Origin of the sequence: Geodermatophilus sp. Leaf369, assembly GCF_001424455.1 — a bacterium.
Taxonomy (GTDB): Bacteria; Actinomycetota; Actinomycetes; order Mycobacteriales; family Geodermatophilaceae; genus Klenkia.
In genome coordinates this window covers 255,576-279,853 of record NZ_LMQA01000005.1, presented here as the reverse complement: position 1 = coordinate 279,853, position 24,278 = coordinate 255,576, and the positions used below count along the sequence as shown (strand labels likewise).

General features: G+C 75.3%; 24 protein-coding genes and 1 tRNA gene. 22 read left to right on the top strand and 3 right to left on the bottom strand.

All coding sequences use genetic code 11. The annotated features are described in order from the left end of the window. The first annotated feature begins 41 nt into the window (after window positions 1–41). Genes ASG36_RS22445 through recN form a run of 4 tightly spaced genes read left to right on the top strand, consistent with a single transcriptional unit; the run spans window position 42 to window position 3,870 of the window. A complete protein-coding gene (locus ASG36_RS22445; protein ID WP_200944599.1) occupies window positions 42–218 on the top strand; it encodes a hypothetical protein in 177 nt (58 codons plus the stop codon). Between the two features lie 28 nt (window positions 219–246). Further along, window positions 247–1,044 carry a TlyA family RNA methyltransferase gene (locus ASG36_RS20450; protein WP_055768784.1) on the top strand — a complete coding sequence of 266 codons (798 nt, stop codon included), beginning with the start codon at window positions 247–249 and terminating at the stop codon, window positions 1,042–1,044. Further along, entirely contained in the window at window positions 1,041–2,090 is a 1,050-nt protein-coding gene (locus ASG36_RS20445; protein ID WP_055768606.1) for an NAD kinase, read from the top strand. The genes ASG36_RS20450 and ASG36_RS20445 overlap by 4 nt, the downstream gene beginning before the upstream one ends. Beyond that, window positions 2,077–3,870 (top strand): DNA repair protein RecN, encoded by a 1,794-nt coding sequence (gene recN, locus ASG36_RS20440; RefSeq protein WP_082523372.1) that lies wholly within the window; start codon window positions 2,077–2,079, stop codon window positions 3,868–3,870. Before ASG36_RS20445 ends, recN begins: the two co-directional genes overlap by 14 nt. An 8-nt stretch (window positions 3,871–3,878) precedes the next feature. On the opposite strand, the gene ASG36_RS20435 is transcribed toward recN, so the two are convergent. Next, window positions 3,879–4,778: a TetR/AcrR family transcriptional regulator gene (locus ASG36_RS20435; protein ID WP_055768603.1), complete on the bottom strand. Its 900-nt coding sequence runs from the start codon at window positions 4,776–4,778 to the stop codon at window positions 3,879–3,881. Window positions 4,779–4,976: 198 nt separating this feature from the next. Here ASG36_RS20435 and steA point away from each other — a divergent pair, with 198 nt between their 5' ends. Genes steA through ASG36_RS20395 form a run of 8 tightly spaced genes read left to right on the top strand, consistent with a single transcriptional unit; the run spans window position 4,977 to window position 15,400 of the window. Beyond that, a complete protein-coding gene (steA, locus tag ASG36_RS20430) occupies window positions 4,977–6,161 on the top strand; it encodes a putative cytokinetic ring protein SteA (RefSeq protein WP_055768600.1) in 1,185 nt (394 codons plus the stop codon). After that, a complete protein-coding gene (locus ASG36_RS20425) occupies window positions 6,158–7,132 on the top strand; it encodes a copper transporter (RefSeq protein WP_055768597.1) in 975 nt (324 codons plus the stop codon). The genes steA and ASG36_RS20425 overlap by 4 nt, the downstream gene beginning before the upstream one ends. Further along, the gene (locus ASG36_RS20420) at window positions 7,132–7,962 is read left to right on the top strand and encodes a hypothetical protein (protein ID WP_055768595.1); all 831 of its coding nucleotides are present in this window, start codon (window positions 7,132–7,134) and stop codon (window positions 7,960–7,962) included. Before ASG36_RS20425 ends, ASG36_RS20420 begins: the two co-directional genes overlap by 1 nt. A gap of 1 nt (window position 7,963) precedes the next feature. Beyond that, window positions 7,964–9,607, top strand: a complete 1,644-nt coding sequence (gene murJ, locus ASG36_RS20415; protein WP_055768592.1) for a murein biosynthesis integral membrane protein MurJ — start codon at window positions 7,964–7,966, stop codon at window positions 9,605–9,607. Further along, a complete protein-coding gene (locus ASG36_RS20410; RefSeq protein ID WP_055768591.1) occupies window positions 9,604–10,722 on the top strand; it encodes a glycosyltransferase family 4 protein in 1,119 nt (372 codons plus the stop codon). The genes murJ and ASG36_RS20410 overlap by 4 nt, the downstream gene beginning before the upstream one ends. Further along, window positions 10,709–13,111, top strand: a complete 2,403-nt coding sequence (locus ASG36_RS20405; protein WP_055768586.1) for a hypothetical protein — start codon at window positions 10,709–10,711, stop codon at window positions 13,109–13,111. Before ASG36_RS20410 ends, ASG36_RS20405 begins: the two co-directional genes overlap by 14 nt. Then, the gene (locus ASG36_RS20400) at window positions 13,095–14,819 is read left to right on the top strand and encodes a CTP synthase (RefSeq protein ID WP_255354659.1); all 1,725 of its coding nucleotides are present in this window, start codon (window positions 13,095–13,097) and stop codon (window positions 14,817–14,819) included. The genes ASG36_RS20405 and ASG36_RS20400 overlap by 17 nt, the downstream gene beginning before the upstream one ends. 2 nt (window positions 14,820–14,821) lie before the next feature. Continuing rightward, a complete protein-coding gene (locus ASG36_RS20395) occupies window positions 14,822–15,400 on the top strand; it encodes an NUDIX hydrolase (protein ID WP_235495341.1) in 579 nt (192 codons plus the stop codon). Here ASG36_RS20395 and ASG36_RS20390 read toward each other — a convergent pair. Next, window positions 15,365–16,000, bottom strand: a complete 636-nt coding sequence (locus tag ASG36_RS20390) for a hypothetical protein (protein WP_055768583.1) — start codon at window positions 15,998–16,000, stop codon at window positions 15,365–15,367. The two genes, ASG36_RS20395 and ASG36_RS20390, sit on opposite strands and share 36 nt — an antisense overlap. Window positions 16,001–16,069: 69 nt before the next feature. On the opposite strand from ASG36_RS20390, the gene ASG36_RS20385 reads away from it, so the two are divergent. The 10 genes from ASG36_RS20385 to ASG36_RS20340 all read left to right on the top strand — a co-directional run bounded on the left by ASG36_RS20385 (window position 16,070) and on the right by ASG36_RS20340 (window position 23,793). Next, window positions 16,070–17,008 carry a site-specific tyrosine recombinase XerD gene (locus ASG36_RS20385; protein ID WP_235495339.1) on the top strand — a complete coding sequence of 313 codons (939 nt, stop codon included), beginning with the start codon at window positions 16,070–16,072 and terminating at the stop codon, window positions 17,006–17,008. Window positions 17,009–17,253: 245 nt separating this feature from the next. Then, window positions 17,254–18,105 (top strand): ParA family protein, encoded by an 852-nt coding sequence (locus tag ASG36_RS20380; RefSeq protein ID WP_200944598.1) that lies wholly within the window; start codon window positions 17,254–17,256, stop codon window positions 18,103–18,105. Next, window positions 18,102–18,623, top strand: a complete 522-nt coding sequence (locus ASG36_RS20375; RefSeq protein WP_055768577.1) for a hypothetical protein — start codon at window positions 18,102–18,104, stop codon at window positions 18,621–18,623. The genes ASG36_RS20380 and ASG36_RS20375 overlap by 4 nt, the downstream gene beginning before the upstream one ends. Before the next feature lie 10 nt (window positions 18,624–18,633). Then, a complete protein-coding gene (locus tag ASG36_RS20370; RefSeq protein WP_157499009.1) occupies window positions 18,634–19,476 on the top strand; it encodes a ScpA family protein in 843 nt (280 codons plus the stop codon). Beyond that, window positions 19,473–20,318 (top strand): SMC-Scp complex subunit ScpB, encoded by an 846-nt coding sequence (scpB, locus tag ASG36_RS20365; protein ID WP_055768576.1) that lies wholly within the window; start codon window positions 19,473–19,475, stop codon window positions 20,316–20,318. Before ASG36_RS20370 ends, scpB begins: the two co-directional genes overlap by 4 nt. A gap of 10 nt (window positions 20,319–20,328) precedes the next feature. Next, window positions 20,329–21,189 (top strand): pseudouridine synthase, encoded by an 861-nt coding sequence (locus ASG36_RS20360; protein ID WP_082523371.1) that lies wholly within the window; start codon window positions 20,329–20,331, stop codon window positions 21,187–21,189. Window positions 21,190–21,257: 68 nt separating this feature from the next. After that, window positions 21,258–21,620 (top strand): chorismate mutase, encoded by a 363-nt coding sequence (gene aroH / locus ASG36_RS20355; protein WP_055768572.1) that lies wholly within the window; start codon window positions 21,258–21,260, stop codon window positions 21,618–21,620. Beyond that, window positions 21,617–22,309 (top strand): (d)CMP kinase, encoded by a 693-nt coding sequence (cmk, locus tag ASG36_RS20350; protein ID WP_055768569.1) that lies wholly within the window; start codon window positions 21,617–21,619, stop codon window positions 22,307–22,309. The genes aroH and cmk overlap by 4 nt, the downstream gene beginning before the upstream one ends. After that, the gene (gene der / locus ASG36_RS20345) at window positions 22,306–23,643 is read left to right on the top strand and encodes a ribosome biogenesis GTPase Der (RefSeq protein ID WP_055768565.1); all 1,338 of its coding nucleotides are present in this window, start codon (window positions 22,306–22,308) and stop codon (window positions 23,641–23,643) included. The genes cmk and der overlap by 4 nt, the downstream gene beginning before the upstream one ends. 76 nt (window positions 23,644–23,719) lie before the next feature. Further along, a tRNA-Pro gene (locus tag ASG36_RS20340) sits at window positions 23,720–23,793 on the top strand. A 295-nt stretch (window positions 23,794–24,088) separates the two neighbouring features. On the opposite strand, the gene ASG36_RS23125 is transcribed toward ASG36_RS20340, so the two are convergent. Continuing rightward, window positions 24,089–24,259 carry a tyrosine-type recombinase/integrase gene (locus tag ASG36_RS23125; protein WP_369794109.1) on the bottom strand — a complete coding sequence of 57 codons (171 nt, stop codon included), beginning with the start codon at window positions 24,257–24,259 and terminating at the stop codon, window positions 24,089–24,091. Window positions 24,260–24,278 lie beyond the last annotated feature (19 nt).

Here is a 24,278-nt window from a genome sequence, read left to right as displayed (position 1 = left end):
GCACCCCCGACCAGCCGTCCCGTCGCGAGGAGGAGAGCCCGGTGACCGAGACCCCCCGTCCCGTCCCGGGGCCCCTGCGGCCGACGCCCGCTCCGGTGGACGGGGCCCCCGACCTGGCCGCCCGCCTCGCCGGTCTCCCGGTCGCCGAGCACGCCGCGGAGTTCGAGCTCGCGCACGCCCACCTGCAGCGGCGGCTCGCCACGATCGACCAGCTGTGAACCCCGTCGCGACACCGGGGTGCCGCTGATGGCCCGGCGTGCCCGGCTGGACGCCGAGCTGGTCCGCCGCTCGCTGGCCCGCTCGCGCGAGCACGCCCAGGCCCTGATCGCCGACGGCCGCGTCACGGTCTCCGGCCAGACCGCCACCAAGGCCGCGACGGGGGTGGAGGCGGGCACACCGGTCGTCGTCCGCACCGACCCCGACGAACCCAGCTGGGTCTCCCGCGGTGCGCACAAGCTCCTCGGCGCGCTCGACGCGTTCGGGGTCGACCTGACCGGCACCCGGGTGCTCGACGCCGGCGCCTCGACCGGTGGGTTCACCGAGGTCTCGCTCAGCCGGGGTGCGCGCCAGGTCGTGGCGGTCGACGTCGGCTACGGGGAACTGGCCTGGTCGCTGCGCACCGATGAGCGGGTGGTGGTCCACGAGCGCACCAACGTCCGGACGCTGACCCCCGAGGCGATCGACGGGCCGGTCGACGTCGTGGTCGCCGACCTGTCCTTCATCTCCCTGCGACTGGTGCTGCCCGCGCTGACCGCCTGCACCGATCCGGCGGGGGAGCTCCTGCCGATGGTCAAGCCGCAGTTCGAGGTGGGTCGCGAACGGCTGGGCACCGGCGGCGTGGTGCGCGACCCGGAGCACCGGGCCGACGCCGTGCTCACCGTGGCCACCGCCGCGGCCGCCCTCGGGTGGGGCACCGCCGGTGTCGTGGCCAGCCCGCTGCCCGGCCCCGCCGGCAACGTCGAGTTCTTCCTCCGGCTGCGGCGCGACGCCGCGCCGCCGGACCCCGCAGCCGTCCACCGAGCCGTCCAGGAGGGCCCCCAGTGAGCACCGACAGCAGCCCCCAGCCCCCCACCACCGCCTGCGCACCGGCCGCCGACGGGGTGCGCCGCGTCCTGCTCGCGGTGCACACCGGTCGCGTCGACATCATCGACCTGGCCCGCACCGCCGCCGCCCGTCTCACCAGGGCCGGGCTGGTCGTGCGGGTGCTCGACGACGAGGCCGCCGACCTGGCCATCGAGGGCGCCGAGGTGGTCCCCTTCGGCCCCACCGCCGCCGAGGGCGCCGAGGTCGTGCTGGTGATGGGCGGCGACGGCACCTTCCTGCGTGCCGCCGAGCTGGCCCGGGCCACCGACGCGGCGCTGACCGGGGTGAACCTGGGCCGGGTCGGGTTCCTCGCCGAGACCGAGCCGGAGACCGTCGAGGAGACCCTCCTGGCGATCGAGCAGTGCGCGTACTCCGTGGAGGAGCGGCTCACCCTCGAGGTCGCGGTCTTCGACGCCGACGGGGAGCAGACCGGCGGTACCTGGGCTCTGAACGAGGCCTCGGTGGAGAAGGTCGAGCGGTCCCGGGTGCTCGACGTGGTGCTGGCCATCGACGGCCGCCCGCTGACCAGCTTCGGCTGCGACGGTGTGCTCGCGGCCACCCCCACCGGGTCCACCGCCTACGCCTTCTCCGCCGGCGGTCCGGTCGTGTGGCCCGACGTCGAGGCCATCCTCGTGGTGCCCACCAACGCGCACGCGCTCTTCGCCCGGCCCCTGGTCACCTCCCCGGCGTCGGTGCTGACCGTCGCGATCCCGGCCGACGGCACCCGCGCCCGGGTGTCGGCGGACGGTCGCCGGACGGTGGAGATCCCGGTCGGTGGCCGGGTCGACGTCCGGCGCTCGGACCGCCCGGTGCGGATCGCCCGCGTGCAGCCGCGCAGCTTCGGCGACCGGCTGGTCGCCAAGTTCGGCCTGCCGGTGCGTGGGTTCCGCGACGCCCGCACCGCCGGGCACGCCGGCCCGGGGCACGAACTGGCCCCGACCCGGCGCAACGTCCTGCTGCGGGACGACACCGCGGAGAGCGGGGAGGTCGACCGTGGCACGGCGTGAGACGGCGGCTGCGGCGAAGAAGGGCCCGGCGGTGACCGGGCCGCCCCGCAACGGGGCGCTCAGCGAGCTCCACATCCACGGCCTGGGCGCGATCGACGACGTGACCCTCGACCTCAACCCGGGGTTGACGGTCGTGACCGGGGAGACCGGCGCCGGCAAGACCATGGTGGTCACCGGGCTGACCCTGCTGTTCGGCGGGCGGGCCGACCCGGGCCGGGTGCGCGCCAACGGTCGAGCCGGGGTCGAGGGTCGGCTGCAGCTCCCGGCGGACTCCCCGGTCTGGGCGCGGGCCGCCGACGCCGGCGCCGAGCCCGACGAGGACGGCAGCCTGATCCTGGCCCGCACGGTCAGCGCCGAGGGCCGGTCGCGGGCACACCTGGGCGGGCGCAGCGTGCCCGTCGGGGTGGTCGCCGAGATCGCCGAGGACCTGCTCGCCGTGCACGGCCAGACCGACCAGCTGCGGTTGACCCGCCCGGCCGAACAGCGCCGCGCCCTGGACCGCTACGCCGGCGTCGCGCACCTGGACCTGGTCGAGCAGCACCGCACCGCACACGCGGCCTGGCGGCAGCTGGCCACCGACCTGGAGCGCCGCCGCACCCAGACCCGCGAGCTCGCGCAGACCGCCGAGGTGCTCCGCCGTGGTCTCGAGGAGATCGCCGCGGTCGCCCCGCAGCCCGACGAGGACACCCTGCTCGACACCCAGGCAGCCCGCCTGGGGGACGCCGACGCCCTGCGTGGCGGCGCCGACGAGGCCCGGTTGGCCCTGGTCGGCGACACCACCGGCGACCTCGGCGGCGGGGACGACCTGCCGCAGGACGCCACCGCCGCGCTCGCCGCTGCGCAGCGTGCGCTGGCCGCCTCCGGCGACCCGGCGCTGGTGGGCCTGGCCGAGCGGCTGGGCGACGTGGGTGCGGTCGTGGCCGACGTCGGGGTCGAGCTGGCCGGCTACGTCGCCGACCTGGACGCCGACCCGGCCCGCCTCGCCGAGGTGCTCGACCGGCGCGCGGCCATCACCGCGCTGGTGCGCGCCTACGCCGACCCCGGCGACGGCGTGAACGGCGTGCTCGCCTGGGCCCGGGACGCCGAGGAACGCCTGGACCGGCTCGACGTCTCCGACGAGGCCCTGGCCGCCCTGGAGGCCGAGCGGGACCACGCCCGGGCCGCACTCCGTGAGCTGTCGACACGGGTGACCGCGGGGCGGACCGCCGCGGCCGAGGGCTTCGCCGCCGACGTCGGGCACGAGCTGGCCGGCCTGGCGATGAAGAGCGCCCGGGTGTCGTTCTCGATCACCACCGACGCCGACACGCCGGGCCCGGACGGCGCCGACGAGGTGGCGCTGCTGCTGGCCGCCCACCCCGGTGCGCCGGCCCGGCCGGTGCACAAGGGCGCGTCGGGCGGTGAGCTGTCCCGGGTGATGCTGGCCATCGAGGTGGTCTTCGCCGGGGCCGACCCGGTCCCGGTGATGGTCTTCGACGAGGTCGACGCCGGGGTCGGCGGTCAGGCCGCCGGGGAGATCGGGCGCCGGTTGGCCCGGCTCGCCGTCGAGCACCAGGTCGTCGTGGTCACCCACCTCGCCCAGGTGGCGGCGTTCGCCGACACCCACCTGGTGGTGGACAAGTCCCCGGACTCCGGCGCCGGGGTGACCGCCACCGACATCCGCGCGGTGGTGGGGGAGGACCGGGTCCGCGAGCTGGCCCGGATGCTCTCGGGTCTCACCGACAGCGACACCGGCCAGGCCCACGCCCGCGAGCTCTTGACGGTGGCCGCCGACCGCAGCTGAGGGGTCCTTCAGCGTCGCTTCGAGTACCCCGCGAGGCCGAACTGGAGGAGGGCCAGCCCACGCTCGCCGCTCTGCCGCAGCTCCTCGGTCAGGTCGGCCGAGGGGGCGGTGGAGACGGCGAGCACCCGGTCGCGGGCCAGCTCCAGGAGCCCCTGGTACAGGCCCAGCACCGCGTGTGCGGTCAGCCACGGTTCCAGCTCGCCGGGCTCGGCACGGGTCTCCAGGGTGATCTGCTCGGTGAGGGCGTCGGTGAGCTGACCGAGGATCTCCCGCTCCCGCACCTGCAGGGTGCGCGAGCCGCGGATGACCCGGGCCATCTCGGCCACGGTCGCGGTGGCGGCGGGGTCTCCGAGCCGGCTGCACGCGGCGACGATGAACGTGCCGGCGGCGGCCGCGGCGGACTCACCCACGGGGCGACGGCGGACGGCGTCGAGGAGCGCCGCCTGCATCGGCGGGTCGGCCTCGAAGACCAGGCCCTCCTTGACCGGGAAGTGGTTGAAGACGGTCTTCTCCACCACGCCGGCCCGCTGGGCGATCTCCAGCACGCTGACGTGGTCGAAGCCGCGCTCGGCGAACAGCGCGGTGGCCGCGTCGACGATGGTCTCCCGGGTCTGCTGCCGGCGGACCTCGCGGACGTTGGGCCCGGCCGGCTTCCGGGTCCGCTTGGCCGGGGCGGCAGCCGCGGCGGGCTTCGGCGCACGCGGCCGGCGGGCCTTGGGCGGGGCGACCGGCCCCACGGCGGCCAGCTCCGCCTCGGTGGTCGAGCCGGTGTGCGCCTCGGCCCGGGCCTGCGCCGCGACGACGTCCTCGGGCCGGGGGTCGGGTACAGCCGCTGTACCGCCCTCGCTCCCGGTCGCCTCGGACAGGACAGTCGCTGCAGCTCGCCTCGCCCGGGCCCCACCAGTCACCCGGGCGACGGTAGACACCCCGGCTGTGGCCTCCGGAGGCGCGGTCGGGGGCGCGCCGGGCGTGTCGCCCACCGGTGGTGTCGGACACGCACAGTCATCGGACGACTCCGTACCCTCGGCGCTCCACGGGGGCCGTCGGGCCGGACCGGAGCGCGTCGTCGTCCCGGCGCCCCACGCCGACGTGCGACGATCGCCGCCATGCGCATCGGCACCCTGCGGCGTGGTCGCGCCGCCGACACCGCTCCCGGGGCGACCGGCACCGTGCGGTTGGACCGCCGGACCAAGAACCTCACGAAGCGTCTGCGACCCGGCGACATCGCCGTCATCGACCACGTCGACATCGACCGGGTCAGCGCGGACTCCCTGGTCACCTGCAAGGTCGCCGGGGTGGTCAACGCCGCAGCGAGCACCTCCGGGCGGTACCCCAACCTGGGCCCCGGGATCCTGGCCGCCGCCGGCATCCCGCTGCTGGACAACGTGGGCAAGGAGGTCTTCGCCGACCTCAAGGAGGGCACCACCGTCCGGCTCGACGGCGACACCCTCTACGCCGGGGACACCGTGGTGGCCACCGGCACCGAGCAGACCGAGGAGACCATCGCCGAGGCGATGACCGAGGCGCGCGCCGGGCTCTCCACCCAGTTGGAGGCCTTCGCCGCCAACACGATGGAGTACATGAAGACCGAGCGGGCGCTGCTGCTCGACGGCGTCGGCGTCCCGGACGTGGCCACCCAGATCGAGGGCCGGCACGTGCTCATCGTCGTGCGGGGCTACGACTACAAGGAGGACCTCGGCGCGCTGCGGTCCTACGTCCGGGACTACCGCCCGGTCCTCATCGGGGTCGACGGCGGGGCCGACGCGCTCATCGAGGCCGGTTACCAGCCGGACATGATCATCGGGGACATGGACTCGGTGTCGGACTCCGTGCTGCGCTGCGGTGCCGAGGTGGTCGTGCACGCCTACGCCGACGGCCGCGCCCCGGGCCTGCAGCGCGTCCTGGACCTCGGCGTCGAGGCCATCACCTTCCCGGCCGCGGCCACCAGCGAGGACATCGCGATGCTGCTGGCCGACGAGAAGGGCGCCACGCTCATCGTCGCCGTCGGCACCCACGCCACGCTCGTGGAGTTCCTGGACAAGGGCCGCGGCGGCATGGCCTCGACGTTCCTGACCCGCCTGCGGCTGGGCGGCAAGCTGGTCGACGCCAAGGGCGTCAGCCGGCTGTACCGCAGCCGCATCTCGACCCTCGCCCTCGTCCTGCTCGTGCTCGCCGCGCTCGTGTCGATCGGCGCCGCGCTCGCGGTGTCCACGGCCGGGCGGATCTACGTCGACCTGCTGGTCGACCAGTGGGACAGCTTCGTGTTCTGGTTGGAGAACCTCTTCTCGTGATCGACTTCCGCTACCACCTCGTCTCCCTGATCGCGGTCTTCCTGGCCGTCGCGCTGGGGATCGTCATCGGCACCACCGCCCTCAACGGGGGACTGCTGGACAACCTGCAGACCCAGGTGGCCGGGCTGCAGGAGGACAAGCGCGCCCTGGAGGACGAGACGCAGGGGCTGCAGGCCCAGCTCGACGCCACCGGCGGCTTCGCCGAGGAGGTCGGGCCCGCGCTTGTCGCCGGCACCCTGACCGGGTCCTCGGTCGTGCTGGTGCTCGGCAACGAGGACGTCGACACCGACCTGGTGGACGAGGTCACCTCGCTGATCGAGGCGTCCGGCGCCACCGTGACCGGCGCCGTCCGGCTCACCCCGGCCTACAGCGACCCGCAGACCGCCCAGAGCCTGCAGAGCTTCCTCACCAGCCCCGGCGGGCTGCCCTCGGGCGTGACGCTGCCGGAGACCGACGACACCGGCGAGCTGGTCGCCGCCCTGCTGGCCCAGGTGCTCCAGATCCCGGCGCCCGCCGTCGAGGGCGGGGAGTCGGTCGTGCCGGACTCCACCGCCACCGCCCAGGTGCTCGCCGGGTTGTCCGCGCTCGACGTGCTCAGCCTGGACAGCCCCGACGTCGCCGCCGCCGAGCACGCGGTGTTCCTCACCTCGGGCGCCCTGACCGGGGACGACGCCGAGGCCCGCAACACCGCGCTGTCCCAGCTCGCCGTGGCCCTGGACGAGCGGGGCCAGGGCACCGTGGTGTCCGGGGACTCCGCCGCCGCCGGGGAGACCGGTCTGGTCGGCACCATCCGTGCCGACACCGAGGCCTCCACCCAGGTGTCCACGGTGGACAACGTGAACGCCCCCGAGGGCCGGATCAGCACCGTGCTGGCGCTGTCCAGCGAGGCGCAGGGCACCTCGGGCAAGTACGGCACCGGCGAGGACGCGCAGCCCGTCCCGCCGGTCCCGACGCCGGCCCCCGCCAACTGATGGCCCGCCGGCTGCTGCTGGCCGCCGCCGGGGCAGGGCTCGCCCGGGCCGGGCTGGCCGCCTCGGGCGCCGTCGCCGACCGCCCGGGTGCCGCCCGGTGGGCCCGGGTGAACTACGCCGGCCGGCCGCTCACGCTGCTCGGCGGTCCGGTCCTGGCCGCGGCCGCCACGGCCACCTCGGCGGCCGGGGCACCGGCTGGATGGCGGGGAGCGTCGGCACTGGTCGGCACGGTGTCCGCCGTCGTCGGCGGCTACGACGACCTCGCCGGGGCCCGCCCCGAGCAGGCCCGCGACAAGGGCCTGGCCGGCCACCTCGCCGCGCTGCGCGCCGGGCGGGTGTCCGCCGGTGCGGTGAAGGTCGCCGGCATCGGCGCCGCCGGGGTGGCGGCGGCCCTGCTGACCCGCCGCGGCTCGGGCGTGGGTGCCCTCGTGGACGGCGTGCTCACCACCGGCCTGGTCGCCGGCACCGCCAACCTGGTCAACCTGCTGGACCTGCGGCCCGGCCGGGCCGCCAAGGCCGGCTCGCTCCTGGCCGCCGCCACCCTCGGCGGTCCCGCCGGCGGGCTGGTCGCCGGCCCGGTGGGCGCCGCGCTCGCCACCCTGCCCGACGACCTGGAGGAGAAGGTGATGCTCGGGGACTGCGGGGCCAACGCCCTCGGTGCCGTGCTCGGCCTGCGGTTGGCCGCCGGGGAGTCCCGGCCGGCCCGGATCGCCGCCCTCACCGTGGTCACCGCGCTCACCCTGGCCAGCGAGAAGGTCAGCTTCACCTCGGTCATCGAAGGCACCCCGGGGCTGCGCGAGCTGGACCGGCTCGGCCGGCAGCCCGCCTGAGGTGACCCGGCAGCAGGCCGTCCGGGGCGTGGCCGGGGCGGCCGCGCTCATCGCCGTGCTCACCGTCGTCGCCCGGGTCGCCGGGTTCGGCCGCACCGTCGTCTTCACCAACACCGTCGGAGCGGCCAGCACCGGGGACACCTACCAGGCCGCGAACAACGTCCCCAACATCGTCTTCGAGGTCGTCGCCGGCGGCGCGCTGGCCAGCCTCGTCGTCCCGATGCTGGCCGGTGGGATCGCCGCCGGGGACCGGGAGCAGGTGCGGCAGACCGCCTCGGCGCTGCTGGGCTGGACGCTGCTGGTGCTCACCCCGTTGGCCGTGGCGCTGGCGCTGCTGTCCCGGCCGATCGCCGAGGGCCTGCTCGGGGACGACGCCGCCGACCCGGCCAAGGTCGACCTGGCCGCGCGGTTCCTGGTCGTGTTCGCCCCCCAGGTGGTGCTCTACGGCCTGGCCGTCGTGCTCACCGGCGTGCTGCAGGCGCACCGCCGGTTCGCCGGGCCGGCACTGGCCCCGCTGCTGTCCAGCGTGGTCGTCGCCGGGGCCTACCTGACCTTCGCCGGGATCGGCGGCGGCCGGGACGTCGCCGACCTGTCCCGGCCCGCCGAGCTCGTGCTGGGCGTGGGGACGACGCTGGGCGTGGTCGCCCTGGCGGCGTGCCTGCTGCTCCCGCTGCGTGGCCTGCGGCTGGGCCTGCGCCCCCGGCTGCGCTTCCCGGTCGGCGCGGCCCCCCGGGTGCGCCGGCTGGCGCTGGCCGGGGTGCTCACCCTCGCCGGGCAGCAGCTGGTCGCCGTCGTCGCGATCCGGCTGGCCAACGACGCCGCCGTCCCCGACGGCACCCAGGTCGTGTACTTCGCCGGCATGACGCTCTTCCTGCTGCCCTGGGCGGCGCTCGCGGTGCCGCTGGCGACCTCGGCGTTCCCGGGCATGAGCGAGCGCGCCGCGCAGGGGGACGACGCCGGCTACCGCCGGGTGGTCGCGCCGGTCACCGTGCTGGTGGTGGTGTTCTCGGCCGTCGCCGCGGCGGGTCTGGTCGCGGTGTCCGGGCCGATGGCGCGGGTGTTCTTCGCCGCCGCCCGGGACGCCGGCTCGGCCGCCGCACTGCAGCCGACGATCGTCGCGTTCGTGCCCGGGCTGGTCGGCTACGGCCTGGTCGCGGTGCTCACCCGCGCGCTGTACGCCCGCGGGCTGTGGCGGTCCCCGACGGTGTGCGTGGGCGGTGGCTGGCTGGTGGCCGTCGCCGCGGACCTGGTGCTCGCCCGGGCGCTGCCGGTCGAGGACCGCGCGGTCGCGCTCGGGCTGGGGCACACGGTCGGCGTCACCGTCGCCGGCATCGGCCTGCTCGTCGTCGTCGCCCGGGTGACCGGACGGGAGACGCTGGCCGGGCTGGCCCGCACGGGGGTGCCCGCCCTCGTCGCGGCGGTCCTGGCCGGCGCTGCCGGGCTGTGGGTGGCCCGCACGCTGGGGGACGGGGCGGTGCCCCGGGGAGGGGTGCTCGGGGCCGTCGGGATCGGCGTCCTCGCTGGTGGCGTCGTGCTCCTGGTCGCCGCGGCGGTCATGATGGGGACCGCGCGGCGGCCGCTGCTGGCCGCCGTCCGAGGACTCCGGGGAGCCGACGCGACAGCACAGGGGGAGGGGACGCCGTGACGGGACAGCCGCTGGCCGGACGCCGGATCGCCGAGGTGCTGGCCACCAGCACCGGGGGTGTGGGCACCCACCTCCGCTCGCTGCTGACCCCGCTGGACCGGGCCGGCGCGCTGGTGCGGGTCTGCGGTCCGGCCGCCACCGACGAGCTGTTCGGGTTCTCCGCCGCCGCGGCCTTCCGGCCGGTCGGCATCTCCGGCGGGCTCGACCCGGTCGCCGACGTCCGGGCCGTCGCCGCGCTGGCCCGGGCCACCCGCGGAGCGGACCTGGTGCACGCCCACGGCCTGCGCGCTGGCCTGGTCGCCGCCGCGGCCCGCCGGGGCACCCGCGTCCCGCTGGTGCTCACCCTGCACAACGCCCTCCAGCCCGGCGGTGGGCTGAGGACCCGGGTGCTCGGCCGGCTCGAGGCAGCCACCGTGCGCAGCGCGGACCTGGTGCTCGCCGCGTCGGCGGACCTGGCCGAGAACGCGCTCGCCCAGGGCGCCCGCGACGTGCGGCTCGCCCCGGTGTCGGCGCCCCCGCTGCCCCCGCCGACCCGGTCCCGGGCGCAGGTGCGGGCCGAGCTGGGCCTGGACGACCGTCGCCCGCTCGTCGTGGCGGTGGGCCGGCTGCACCCGCAGAAGGGCTACGACACCCTGCTCGCCGCGGCCGCACGCTGGGCGCAGGCCCCCGGCCCCACCCCGCTGACCGTGGTCGCCGGCGACGGCCCGCTGGAGGCCGAGCTGACCCGGCGGATCGACTCCGAGCGGCTGCCGGTCCGTTTGCTGGGGCGACGCACCGACGTGGCCGACCTGCTCGCCGCCGCTGACGTCGCCGTCCTGCCCTCGGTCTGGGAGGCCCGCTCGCTCACCGCCCAGGAGGCGCTGCGCTCGGGCACCCCGCTGGTGGCGACGCGGGTCGGGGGCGTGCCCGAGCTCGTGGGCGAGGCCGCCGAGCTGGTCCCGCCCGGTGACCCGGTGGCGCTGGCCGAGCGGGTCACCGCCGTCCTCACCGACCCCGAGCGCACCGCCCGGCTGTCGGCGGCCGGGCGGGCGCAGGCCGCCGGCTGGCCCGACGAGGCCGGCACCGCCGCCCAGCTGGTCGCCGTCTACCGGGAGCTGCTCGGTGCGCCGGGCTGAGCGTGCCCTGCTCGGGCTCCTCGCCGTCGTCGCGCTCCTGCTCGGCCTGGCCCCGCCGGCGGCCGCGGCCACCGGCGACGACGCCTACGCCGCCGACCGGGTGGTCGTCGTCGGCGTCCCCGGGTTGGTGTGGTCGGACCTGGACCCCGACCGCACCCCGACGCTGTGGGCCCTGGCCGAGGAGTCGTCGATCGGCGCGTTGTCGGTGCGGGCCGCCCGGCCCACCACGTGCGTGCTCGACGGCTGGGCCACGCTGGGCGCTGGCAACCGGGCCCGCTGGGCGGCCCCGGAGGACCCGATCCCGCCGGTCCCGCTGCCCACCGACGAGACCGGTGCTCCCCTCGACGGCAGCACCCCGGTCCCCGAGCCGGGCTTCCTCGGCCGGGACGCCGCGCAGGACACCTCGCTGTCCTACTGCGGCACCCAGGAGCAGATCGGCAACATCGGGCTGGCCGACCCCACGGCCGCGGTCGCGGCCATCGCCGCGGACCCCGCCACCGACCGCTTCGGCGCCGAGCCCGGTGCGCTGGGCGACGCGGTGGGGTGTGCGTCGGTGGTGAGCCGGGCCGCGACGGTGGCCGTGGCGGCCGAGGGCACGGCGGTGGACCTGCGGGAGGAGCTGCCCGACACCGGCACGCTCAGCGCGCTGCTGGGGGCCTGTCCGCTCGGGCTCGTGGGCCTGGACCAGCTGACCGACGCCGGGCAGCCCAGTGCCGACGAGACCGACACCGGCACCGAGCCGCTGCCCCGGGCCGGCGCGCTGCTGCAGATCGACCAGGCGCTGGCCACCGTGCAGGACGCCCTCGCGACCCTGCCCGGCTCCACCCTCCTGCTCGTCCAGGGCGTCTCGGAGGTCAACGACGGCCGGCCCCAGCTGCACGTGTCCATGGCCTCGGGTCCCGGCTTCGGCACCGGCTGGCTGACCTCCGCGAGCACCGGCCGGGCCCCGTTCAGCCAGCTCATCGACACCGCCCCCACCGTGCTGCGCGCCCTCGGGCTGCCCGAGCCCGCCTCGATGAACGGCCAGGCGGTCCGGGCCGAGGGGGACCGGCCCGCGCTGGCCGAGGCCACGCAGCTGCTGGACCAGGCCAACACCCGGGCCGTCGTGCACTACCGCAGCACCGGCGACGTGTTCTGGCTGCTCGTGCTGGTGTCGGCCGCCGTCGTCGGGTTGGGCATGCTCACCCTCGGCGGGGGCCGCAGCCCCGGGTTCACCCCGGTGCGGCTGCGCCGCTGGTGGAGCCGGCACCGGCCCAGCCTGGCCACCCGCAACCGGCTGCGGCACTGGGTGCGCCCGGTCTGCCTGGTCGCCGCCTCCCTGCCCGTCGGCACCTACCTGGGCAACGTCGCGCCCTGGCACCTCGCCGACTCCCCGCGGCTGGCCCTGGCCGGGTTGATCGCCCTGGCCACCGTGCTGGTGGCCGGGCTGGCCTGGGCCGGGCCGTGGCGCCGCCGACGGCTGGGTCCGCCGGTCGTCGTCCTCGGGGTCACGGTGGCCACGCTGGCCCTGGACGTGCTCACCGGCTCGCACCTCGAGCTGGACGGGATGCTCGGCTACGACGCGATCGTGGCCGGCCGGTTCACCGGCTACGGCAACCTCACGTTCGGCCTGATGCCGGTCGCCGCGCTGCTGCTCACCGCCGGGGCCGCGGCCTGGGTCGCCCGCCGCGGCGCGGGGGAGGGACGGCGGCGGGCGCTGGTCACCGTGCTGGTGGTCGGCGTGGTCACCGTCGGGCTGGTCGGTGCGCCCTCGCTGGGCCGGGACTTCGGCGGGGTGCTCGCCGCGGTGCCCGGGTTCCTGCTGCTGGCGATGCTGCTGGGCGGCATCCGGGTCACCGTCGTCCGGCTCGTCGCGGTGCTGGCCGCCGCGGTGGTCGTCGTCGGGTCGGTCGCGGTGCTGGACTGGACCCGGCCGCCCTCCGAGCGCAGCCACCTCGGACGCTTCGTCGCGCAGGTCCTGGACGGGCAGGCCTGGACCGTGGTCACCCGCAAGGCCGAGGCCAACCTCGGCATCCTGCTCGGCAGCCCGCTGGCCTACACGCTGCTGGTCGCGGCGGTGGCTGCCTTCTGGCTGCTGCGGCCCGGCGGCCTGCTGCGCAGCCGACCCGAGCGCGGGCCCGATGCCAGCCCGGGTGGCCTGCCGGCCGCCGACGTCCGGGTGCTGCGGGCCGGGCTGCTGTCGGTGGCCCTGAGCCTGACCGTGGCGGCCGCGGTGAACGACTCCGGGGTCGCGGTCCCGGCGACGGCCGCGACCCTGCTGGTGCCGCTGCTGGTGTGGCTGGCCGCGGCTCCGCGCACCGTCGAGACCGGTGACGCAGCACCCTCCGCCGACGGCGGGGTGGGGGAGTCCGACCGTGTTAGCGTGACCGCCCGTGGCGCGACTGGCTGAACCTCGGAACCTGCTCCCCAACTCCGCCCCGACGAAGTTCGTCTTCGTGACCGGTGGCGTCGTGTCCTCCCTCGGCAAGGGACTGACCGCGAGCTCGCTGGGGGCCCTGCTGTCCGCCCGTGGGCTGCGGGTCACCATGCAGAAGCTGGACCCCTACCTGAACGTGGACCCCGGGACGATGAACCCGTTCCAGCACGGCGAGGTGTTCGTCACCGAGGACGGCGCCGAGACCGACCTGGACATCGGGCACTACGAGCGGTTCCTGGACACCGACCTCACCGGCCGGGCCAACGTGACCACCGGGCAGGTGTACTCCGACGTCATCGCCAAGGAGCGCCGCGGTGAGTACCTCGGCGACACCGTCCAGGTCATCCCGCACATCACCAACGAGATCAAGGCCCGGATGCTGTCCGGGGCCGAGGCCAGCGGCCGGGACGGCGACCCGGTCGACGTGGTCATCACCGAGATCGGCGGCACGGTCGGCGACATCGAGTCGCTGCCCTTCCTGGAGGCCGCCCGCCAGGTGCGGCACGAGATCGGCCGGGACAACGTCTTCTTCCTGCACATCTCCCTGGTGCCCTACATCGCGCCCTCCGGGGAGCTGAAGACCAAGCCGACCCAGCACTCGGTGGCCTCCCTGCGCAGCATCGGCATCCAGCCCGACGCGCTGGTCTGCCGGGCCGACCGGGAGATCGGCACCGGCCTCAAGCGGAAGATCAGCCTGATGTGCGACGTCGACCTCGAGGGCGTCATCTCCTGCGCCGACGCCCCGTCGATCTACGACATCCCCAAGGTGCTGCACGGCGAGGGGCTGGACGCCTACGTCGTCCGCCGGCTCGGGCTGCCCTTCCGGGACGTCGACTGGACCGTGTGGGGCGACCTGCTCGAGCGGGTCCACGGCCCCAAGACCACCGTCACCATCGGCCTGGTCGGCAAGTACATCGACCTGCCCGACGCCTACCTGTCGGTCACCGAGGCGCTGCGCGCGGGCGGGTTCGCCCACCGCACCCGGGTGCAGATCCGTTGGGTGCCCTCCGACGACTGCCAGACCCCCGAGGGGGCGGCGACCGCGCTGTCGGGCGTGGACGCCGTGTGCGTGCCCGGCGGGTTCGGCGTGCGCGGCATCGACGGCAAGCTCGGCGCCCTGCGGCACACCCGCGTCAACGGCATCCCGACGCTGGGGCTGTGCCTGGGCCTGCAGTGCATGGTCATCGAGACCGCCCGCAACCTGGCCGGCATCGAGGACGCCAACTCCGCCGAGTTCGACCCGGAGACCGAGCACGCGGTGGTCTCCACGATGGCCGAGCAGCTCGACGTCGTCGCCGGCGACCGCGACATGGGGGGCACCATGCGGCTGGGCAGCTACCCGGCCACGCTGGTGAAGGGCTCGGTCACCGCCGGCGCCTACGGGGCCACCGAGGTCACCGAGCGGCACCGGCACCGCTACGAGGTGGCCAACGCCTACCGCGACCAGCTCACCGCCGCCGGTCTCGTCGTCTCCGGCACCTCGCCGGACGGCACCCTGGTCGAGTTCGTCGAGCTGCCCGCCGACGTGCACCCGTTCTACGTCGGCACCCAGGCCCACCCCGAGCTGAAGAGCCGGCCCACCCGGCCGCACCCGCTCTTCGCCGGGCTGGTGAAGGCCGCGGTGGACTTCCAGGAGTCGGCACGCCTCCCGGTCCCCGGCCACGCCGAGATGGGCATCTGACCGTGTACGAGGTCCTCGAGACCGAGGAGGTCTACAGCGGGCGGGTCATCTCGCTGCGCAAGGACACCGTGGCCATGCCCGAGGGCGGCTCCTCGGTGCGCGAGATCGTCACCCACCCGGGCGCGGTCGGCGTCCTGGCGCTGGACGAGGACGGCGCGGTCGTGATGCTCAAGCAGTACCGGCACGCGATCGGCGAGCACCTGTGGGAGCTGCCGGCCGGGCTGCGGGACGCCGACGGCGAGCCCCCGCTGGAGACGGCGAAGCGGGAGCTCGCCGAGGAGGTGGGGCTCGCCGCCGAGCGGTGGCAGCTGCTGACGACCTCGCTGTCCACCCCGGGCTTCTGCACCGAGATGGTCGGGCTCTACCTGGCCGAGGGGCTCTCCCCGGTCGAGCGGCCCGAGGGGTTCGTCGTCGAGCACGAGGAGCTGGACATGACCGTCGAGCGGGTGCCCTTCGACCGGGCCGTGCAGATGGTCTTCGACGGCACGGTGAAGAACGCCCTCGCGGTCATCGGCATCCTCGCCGCGGCGGCGCAGCTTGCCGGGTCACCGACCCTGCGGGCGGTCGACAGCTCCTTCTGAGGGCGCCGCCAGCCCGAGCCGGCGCAGCTCGAGGCCGGCCAGGGCGCGGGTCGCGGCAGGGTCCCCGGCCCGCCAGGCCGCCCCGGTCCCGGCCGGCAGCCCGGCGAGCGCCGGCAGCGACGCCGTCGCCACGGCCCGGGCGGCCAGCAGCTCCAGGTCGGGGGCGGTGACTGACAGCCGGGTCGCCGCCGTGGCCTCCCGGGCCCACCGCAGCCGCCAGGGCAGCCACCTGCTCAGCGCCCAGCCGACCGGCAGCACCACCAGGGCGACGGCGAGCACCAGGGCCAGGGTGGCGACGGCGTCCTGCAGCCCCTGTCCGGCGCCGGCCACCCCGCTGCCGGAGTCGCCCAGCGCCCGGAACGGGACGGCGAGGTCGTCGCCGACCAGCGGCACGTCCTCGGCCACCCCGGCGGCGTCGCCCATCGTCGAGCTGATCGAGGCGCCCAGCTGCTCCAGCTCCACCCCCGGACCGGCCAGCACCAGCACCGCCTCGTGCACCACCCGGGCCACGGTCACCCACAGCACCGCCCAGCCCAGCAGGAGCAGGTCGAGGAGCACCTGACGGGTGCGGTGGTCGGGTCGGTCGGCGTACAGGCGCATGCGGTGATCCTCCGGGCTGCCCCGCGGTGCGCCGGGATCCCGGGGGGTGTCGGCCCTAGGGTCTGCGGCGTGGGCATCGAGCGGGTGGTCACCGGCTGGCTGGACCACCTCACCGTCGAGCGCGGGCTGGCGGCCAACACCGTCAGCTCCTACCGCCGCGACCTGCGCCGCTACACCGCCTTCCTCGCCGCCACCGGGGTGCGCGGTCTCGAGGAGGTGGGCGAGTCCGACGTCGCGGCCTTCCTGGTCGCGCTGCGCGCCGGGGACGACGAGCACCCACCGCTGTCGGCCACCTCGGCGGCCCGCGCGGTGGTCGCCGTCCGGGGGCTGCACCGGTTCGCCCTGCTCGACGGCCTGGTCGGGGACGACGTCGCGGCCGAGGTGCGCCCGCCCACCCCGGGCCGCCGGCTGCCCAAGGCGATCACCGTCGAGCAGGTGGAGCAGCTGCTGGAGGCCGCCGGGGCTCTGGAGGGCCCGCGCGGGCTGCGGGACCGGGCGCTGCTGGAGCTGCTCTACGGCACCGGGGCCCGGATCTCCGAGGCGGTCGGGCTCGCCGTCGACGACCTGGACGTGTCCGGCGACCCCGCGGCGTCGGTGGTCCGGCTGGCCGGCAAGGGCGGCAAGCAGCGCGTGGTGCCGGTCGGGAGCTTCGCCGTCCGGGCGGTGCAGGACTACCTGGTGCGGGCCCGGCCGGCGCTGTCGGTCGGACGGGCGACCCGGGGTGCCCTGTTCCTCAACGCCCGCGGCGGCCCGCTGTCGCGGCAGTCGGCGTGGACGGTGCTGCGGCAGGCGGCCGAGCGGGCCGGGCTGGCCGAGCTCGCCGACCTCTCCCCGCACACGCTGCGGCACTCCTTCGCCACCCACCTGCTCGACGGTGGGGCCGACGTCCGGGTGGTGCAGGAGCTGCTCGGGCACGCGTCGGTGACGACCACCCAGGTCTACACGCTGGTGACCGTGGACCGGCTGCGCGAGGTCTACGCGACCAGCCACCCCCGCGCCCTGCGCTGACCTGCAGTGACGTCGCTCTCGGTCGGGTTCCGATCACCCCGGGTGGTCATGGACGGCGCGTCGGCTGCCGATGACGTGTCTGTACGGCGACATGTCGACACGGCGAGCCTGCACCGGACCTCCGGGTCTCGTAGCTAGGTTCGCCCGGGAGAGCACCGCACCACCATGGGGAAGAGGCACCGAGGATGGCGACACCGGTCGTGACGAGCTCAGCCGTCGCGCAGCCGTACGTAGGCGATGCGCCGATGGGCGTGCCCGCCGGCCGCGCCGACCCGGCGAAGGCCCGCCAGCGTCCGCTGCCCGACCCCAAGCCGATCGAGCGGCACGGGCCGGCCCGCATCGTGGCGATGTGCAACCAGAAGGGCGGCGTCGGCAAGACGACGTCGACGATCAACCTGGGTGCCGCCCTCGTCGAGCAGGGCCGCCGGGTGCTGCTGGTCGACCTCGACCCGCAGGGCGCGCTGTCGGTGGGCCTCGGCGTCCAGTCCCAGCAGCTCGAGCGCACCGTCTACAACGCGCTCATGGAGCGGCACACCACGCTGCGCGACGTCATCATCCGCGACGTCGGCCACGTGCGCGGGCTGGACCTGGCGCCCTCGAACATCGACCTGTCCGCCGCCGAGGTGCAGCTGGTCAGCGAGGTCGCCCGCGAGCAGTCCCTGCTGCGCGTGCTGGCCGAGGTGCGCCAGGAGTACGACTACGTGCTCATCGACTGCCAGCCCTCGCTCGGGCTGCTCACGGTCAACGCGCTCACCGCCGCGCAGGGCGTGATCATCCCGCTGGAGTGCGAGTTCTTCTCCCTCCGCGGGGTCGCGCTGCTGGTGGACACCATCGACAAGGTCAAGGAGCGGCTGAACCCCTCCCTGGAGGTCGACGGCATCCTCGCGACCATGTACGACTCGCGCACCGTGCACGCCCGCGAGGTCTTCAGCCGGGTCGTCGAGGCCTTCGGCGACACCGTGTTCCAGACCGTCATCACCCGCACCGTGCGCTTCCCCGAGACCACGGTCGCCGGGCAGCCGATCACCACCTGGGCGCCCACCTCCACCGGTGCCGAGGCCTACCGCAACCTGGCCAAGGAGGTCCTGGACCTGTGACCCGTCGCCCCGTCCTCCCCGGCGCGAGCGAGCTGTTCTTCCGACGCACCGACGCTGCCTCCGGCGGTGCCGGTGGCACCGCGCCGGTCTCCGAACTGCCCTCCCTGGCCGCCGCAGCCGCCTCCCCGGCGCTGCGCGGCAACGCCGGCCGCCGGCCCGTCGAGCCCGAACCCGAGGCACCCGTCGTCGAGGCGGTGCCCGCGGCCAGCCCGCTGCAGCTGGTGCGGGAGGCCCCCGTCGACGAGCTCGCCGGCATCCGGGCGACCCTGCCGGTCACCGGCCCGGCCACCCGCCGCCGGTCGACCCGTGAGCGCACCAAGCACGAGGAGAAGATCACCGTCTACTGCTCGGCCGAGGAGCTGCTGGCCATCGAGGGCGCCCGGCTGACCCTGCGCGGTCAGCACGGCGTGGTGGCCGACCGCGGGCGGATCGTCCGCGAGGCACTGGCCGTGCTGCTGGCCGACCTGGACGCCAACGGCGAGGACTCCGTGCTGGTCCGGCGGTTCCGCAGCTCCTAGGGTCGACGTCGTGATCACGTCGGCCGCACCTGCGACGGGGGCGGCCGACGACGGCCGTTTCCGGGTGCGGCTGACCAACTTCGAGGGCCCGTTCGACCTGCTGCTGCAGCTGATCGGCAGGCACCAGCTCGACGTCACCCAGATCGCGCTGTCGCAGGTGACCGACGACTTCATCGCCCATCTGCACGGCCTGGGCGACGTCCTGGACCTGGACCAGGCCTCGGAGTTCCTGCTGGTCGCCGCCACCCTGCTCGACCTCAAGGCGGCCCGGTTGCTGCCGGCGGCCGAGGTGGAGGACGACGACGACCTCGAGGTGCTCGAGGCCCGCGACCTGCTGTTCGCCCGGCTGCTGCAGTACCGGGCCTACAAGGAGGTCGCCGGGTTCCTCCGGGTCCGGGAGAGCGAGGCCGCCACCCGGTTCCCCCGTGACGTTGCGCTGGAACCGCGGTTCGCCGCGCTGCTGCCCGAGGTGCTGCTCGGCGTCACCCCCGAGCAGTTCGCCGCCCTGGCCGCCCAGGCGCTCACCCCCACGCCGCCGCCGACGGTGGCCACCGGGCACCTGCACGCCCCCGCCGTCAGCGTCGCCGCCCAGCTGCTGCTGGTGCGCAGCCGGGTGGCCCGGGCCGGGCAGCTCTCCTTCGCGGAGCTGTCGGCGGACTGCGGGCACCGGCTCGAGGTGGTGGCCCGCTTCCTCGTGCTGCTCGAGCTCTACCGGCAGCGGCTGGTCGACTTCACCCAGGAGACCCCGTTGGGTGAGCTGTCGGTGCACTGGACCGGGCCGCGGCTGGTGGCGGGCCGGCTGCCCGGGGAGGACGCCGACGCCGACGCGGGGGCGTTGGAGGAGTACGCGTGAGCTTCTCCTGGGAGCGGATCGCCGCCGAGCTCGCCGCCGCGGAGGCCGACGACCGGACCGGACGCACCGCCGACCCGGACGCCTGGGACGCCGCAGCCCGCGCGCTGGCCGCCTCGCTGGGGGTCCCGGCGGCGCCGGACCTCCCGCCGGTGCCCGTCGAGGCCCACGCCGCCCCCGTCCGGGTCCGCCCGGACCCCGACGGCCCCCCGCTGCGGCCGCTGGACGAGGTGCCGGTCGAGGAGGCCGACCCGGCTGCCGCACGGTCGCCGCTGGGCGTCGTCCCGGACGAGGTGGACCCCGCCGAGCTGCGCGGCGGGCTGGAGGCGCTGCTGTTCGTCGTCGACACCCCGGTGGACGACGGGACGCTCGCGGCCACCCTGCGCTGCACCGTCGGCCAGGTGCGCCGGGCGCTGCTCGAGCTGGGCGCGGACTACGACGCCCGCGGGGCCGGCGTGGTGCTGCGCCGGGTGGGGGAGGGCTGGCGGCTGTACACCCGGGAGGACCACGCCGCCGTCGTCGAGCGGTACCTCACCGACGGCCGCCGGGCCCGGCTCACCCAGGCCGCGCTGGAGACCCTGGCCGTCATCGCCTACCGCCAGCCGGTCACCCGGGCCCGGGTCTCGGCCATCCGCGGGGTGGGCGTGGACGCGGTGGTGCGTACCCTGGCCTCCCGGGGACTGGTGTACGAGTGCGGCACCGACCCCGACAGCGGCGGTGGGCTCTACGCCACGACCCCGCTGTTCCTCGAACGGCTGGGCTTGACCGGCCTCGACGAGCTCCCCGAGCTCGCCCCGTTGCTGCCCGAGGCCCGGACCGTGCTCGACGAACACCCTGAATCCTGAGGACCTCCCCATGACCGACCCCCGCCCCACCGACGACACCGACCTCGACCCCGCCCAGGGTGACGAGCAGGGCGTGTGGTCCGAGGACATGGAGCTCGCCCCCGCGCACCCCGGTGACCGCGAGGCGGCCGTTCCGCTCGCCGAGGGCCAGGGCGAGCGGCTGCAGAAGGTGCTCGCCCGCGCCGGCGTGGGCTCGCGACGGGTCTGCGAGGACATGATCGAGGAGGGCCGGATCGCCGTGGACGGCAAGGTCGTCCTGGTCCAGGGCATGCGGGTCGACCCGGCGACCGTGCAGGTCGCCGTCGACGGCACCCGGATCGAGATCCGCAACGACCGCGTCACCTACGCGATGAACAAGCCCTTCGGCGTCATCACCGCGATGAGCGACGACCGCGGCCGGCCCACCGTCGGGGACATGGTCGGTGACCTGCAGAAGGGCATCGTGCACGTCGGCCGGCTGGACCAGGACACCGAGGGCCTGCTCATCCTCACCACCGACGGCGAGCTCGCCCACCGGCTGGCGCACCCCTCCTACGAGGTCAAGAAGACCTACATGGCGCAGGTGTCGGGCTCGGTCTCCCGCGACCTGGGCCGCCGGCTCAAGGCCGGGATCGAGCTGGAGGACGGGCCGGTCTCCGTCGACGGCTTCGAGCTGATGGACACCCACGCCGGGCAGTCCGTCGTCGAGCTGGTGCTGCACGAGGGCCGCAAGCACATCGTGCGTCGGCTGCTCGCCGAGGTCGGCCTGCCGGTCTCCCGGCTGACCCGCACCGCCGTCGGGCCGGTGCAGCTTGCCCGGATGCGCACCGGCGTCATCCGCAAGCTCTCGCGCGCCGAGGTCGGCTCGCTGCAGGAGCTCGTCGGGCTCTGAGCCCGACCTAGACTCGATCGAGGCGCCCGGCTCACCGGGCGCCTGTTCCACGATGTCAGGAGAACGCAGTGGCCGTCCGAGCCATCCGGGGCGCGACGCAGGTCGACGCCGACGACCGCGACGAGGTCCTCGAGGCCACCGCCCAGCTGGTCAGCGCCGTCCTCGAGCGCAACGAGCTGGCCTCGGAGGACCTGATCAGCATCCTGTTCACCGCGACGCCCGACCTGACGTCGGAGTTCCCGGCGCTGGCCGCCCGCCAGCTCGGGCTCGGTGACGTGCCGCTGATGTGCGCGACCGAGATCGCCGTCCCGCACGCCCTGCCCCGGGTGCTGCGGCTGATGGCCCACGTCGACACCCCCCGCCCGCGCGCGGACGTGCAGCACGTGTACCTGCGTGGCGCCGTCGCCCTCCGCCGGGACATCGCCCAGTGACCGCCTTCGTCGGACAGGTCACGCTCGACGGGCCCTCCGGGACCGGCAAGTCCAGCGTCGCGCGCCTCGTCGCGGCGCGTCTGGACGCCGCCTACCTCGACACCGGGGCCATGTACCGCGCCGCGACGGTCGCCGTGCTGGACGCCGGGATCGACCTCGAGGACGCCGAGGCCGTGGCCAAGACGGTCATCGCCGCCGACATCCGGGTGGGGACGACGGCCGGCACCGAGACCGTCACCGTGGACGGCGTCGACGTGGCCCAGCGGATCCGCGGGGGAGAGGTCACCCGCGCGGTGTCCCCGGTCTCCGCCGTCCCCGCCGTCCGCCGGCAGCTGGTCGACCAGCAGCGCGCCCTGGTCGCCGGCGCCACCGCCGTGGTGGTGGAGGGGCGGGACATCGGCACCGTCGTCCTGCCTGCCGCGACCTGCAAGGTCTACCTGACCGCAGCCCCCGAGGCCCGCGCCCAGCGCCGGGCCGGCCAACTGGGCCTCACCGACGCCGCCGAGGTCGAGGCACTCGCTGCCGACCTGCGCCGTCGAGACGAGTACGACAGCAGCCGCGCGGACAGTCCGCTGCGGCCCGCCGAGGACGCCATCGTCGTCGACAGCACCGACCTGGACCGCGACGCGGTCGTCGAGGCCGTCGTCGCGCTGGCGTTGCGAGCGGTAGGAGCAGGAGAACGCACATGAGCAAGGCCCCCAACCCCGTCGTCGCCGTCGTCGGACGGCCCAACGTCGGCAAGTCCACGCTGGTCAACCGGTTCATCGGCCGCCGCGCCGCCGTCGTGCAGGACGTCCCCGGCGTCACCCGCGACCGCATCTCCTACGAGGCGCTGTGGAACGGCAAGACGTTCAGCGTCGTCGACACCGGCGGCTGGGAGCCCAAGGCGTCGGGCATGGCCGCCTCGATCGCCCGGCAAGCCGAGTACGCGATGAAGACCGCCGACGTGATCGTGCTCGTCGTGGACGCCTCCGTGGGCGTCACCGAGACCGACCTCGCGGCCGCCCGGGTGCTCCGGCGCTCGAAGACCCCGGTGATCGTGGTCGCCAACAAGGTCGACGACGAGCGGGGCGAGGCCAACGCGGCCGAGCTGTGGTCGCTGGGTCTGGGCGAGCCGTTCAGCGTCAGCGCGCTGCACGGCCGCGGCGCCGGCGACCTGCTCGACCTGGTGCTCGACGCGATGCCCGAGGCGCCGCGGGAGTCCCTGGAGGAGGGCGGCCCGCGCCGGGTGGCCCTGGTCGGGCGGCCCAACGTGGGCAAGTCCAGCCTGATCAACCGGCTGTCGAAGTCCGAGCGCTCCGTCGTGGACTCCGTCGCCGGCACCACCGTCGACCCGGTCGACTCCCTGGTCACCCTGGGCGGCGAGCCCTGGCGGTTCGTCGACACCGCGGGCCTGCGGCGCAAGGTGGGGACGGCGAGCGGCACGGAGTACTACGCCAGCCTGCGCACCGAGGCCGCCATCGAGGCCTCCGAGGTCGCCATCGTGCTGCTGGCCGCCGACGAGGTGATCAGCGAGCAGGACCAGCGGGTGATCACCCAGGTCATCGAGTCCGGCCGCGCGCTGGTCATCGCGATCAACAAGTGGGACACCCTCGACGAGGACCGGCACGCCCAGCTGGAGAAGGAGATCGAACGCGACCTCTCCCGGGTGAAGTGGGCGCACCGGGTGAACATCTCCGCGCTCAAGGGCCGCGGGGTGAACAAGCTCGCCGACCACCTGCGCGACGCGCTGGCCTCGTGGGAGTACCGCATCCCCACCGCCGAGCTGAACAACTTCATCCGCGCGCTGGTGCAGGAGACCCCGCCCCCGCCCCGCGGCGGCAAGGTCCCCAAGATCAAGTACGTCACGCAGGCCGACGTCCGCCCGCCGCGCTTCGTGGTGTTCTCCACCGGCTTCCTCGAGGCCGGTTACCGCCGCTTCCTGGAGCGCAAGCTCCGTGAGAAGTGGGGCTTCGAGGGCACCCCGATCGACGTGTCGGTCAAGGTGCGGGAGAGCAAGGCGCGGGACGCCCGCAAGGGCTGACCCGCCTCCCGGAGGCCACCACCGCGTGGGGTAATCTCCTCCACGCAGCTCACCGGCGCCCCGCGCGCCGCGAGCTCGGGCTGTAGCGCAGCTTGGTAGCGCACTTGACTGGGGGTCAAGGGGTCGCAGGTTCAAATCCTGTCAGCCCGACAGAGAAGATGCAGGTCAGAGGCGGGTCGCCCCACTGGGGCGGCCCGCCTTCTGTTGTTTGACAGCAACCGTGACAGCAACGGGCTTCGAACGCCCCCGCGTCGAGCTGCCGGATTGGAGCTCGGCCGGCCCTGCGGGCGACCCGCAGTCCCACGTCATGGACTGGACGGCTGGCGTCCAGAGGGCCCCGGGCGGATCGCGGTCTGGCAGTCACACGAGGATGGTTGCGGAACCGCACCTGGCTTTGGCGGCCCGCGGCCTCCGTCGCAGACGACGGGAGGGGGCACCTACCGAGTCACCAGTCGAGGCTGTCCTCGATGCGGTCAGCCGCCTCGCGACGCTGCGCAGGGGCCACATGGCTGTATGTGTCCGCCGTGATCGCGTATCTGGCGTGACCCAGCAGCTCTTGCACGACCTTGATGTGGACCCCTGCGGCGAGCAGAGAGCTTGCGGTCGAGGGCCTCAACGTGTGCAGGTGGGCGTCG

Excerpts from the sequence above, each read along its gene's own strand:
- steA (WP_055768600.1), top strand. The coding sequence starts at position 4,977 with ATGCGCATCGGCACCCTGCGGCGTGGTCGCGCCGCCGACACCGCTCCC.
- ASG36_RS20380 (WP_200944598.1), top strand. The coding sequence starts at position 17,254 with ATGGGCGTGCCCGCCGGCCGCGCCGACCCGGCGAAGGCCCGCCAGCGT.
- ASG36_RS20450 (WP_055768784.1), top strand. The coding sequence starts at position 247 with ATGGCCCGGCGTGCCCGGCTGGACGCCGAGCTGGTCCGCCGCTCGCTG.
- ASG36_RS20420 (WP_055768595.1), top strand. The coding sequence starts at position 7,132 with ATGGCCCGCCGGCTGCTGCTGGCCGCCGCCGGGGCAGGGCTCGCCCGG.
- der (WP_055768565.1), top strand. The coding sequence starts at position 22,306 with ATGAGCAAGGCCCCCAACCCCGTCGTCGCCGTCGTCGGACGGCCCAAC.
- ASG36_RS20360 (WP_082523371.1), top strand. The coding sequence starts at position 20,329 with ATGACCGACCCCCGCCCCACCGACGACACCGACCTCGACCCCGCCCAG.
- ASG36_RS20390 (WP_055768583.1), bottom strand. The coding sequence starts at position 16,000 with ATGCGCCTGTACGCCGACCGACCCGACCACCGCACCCGTCAGGTGCTC.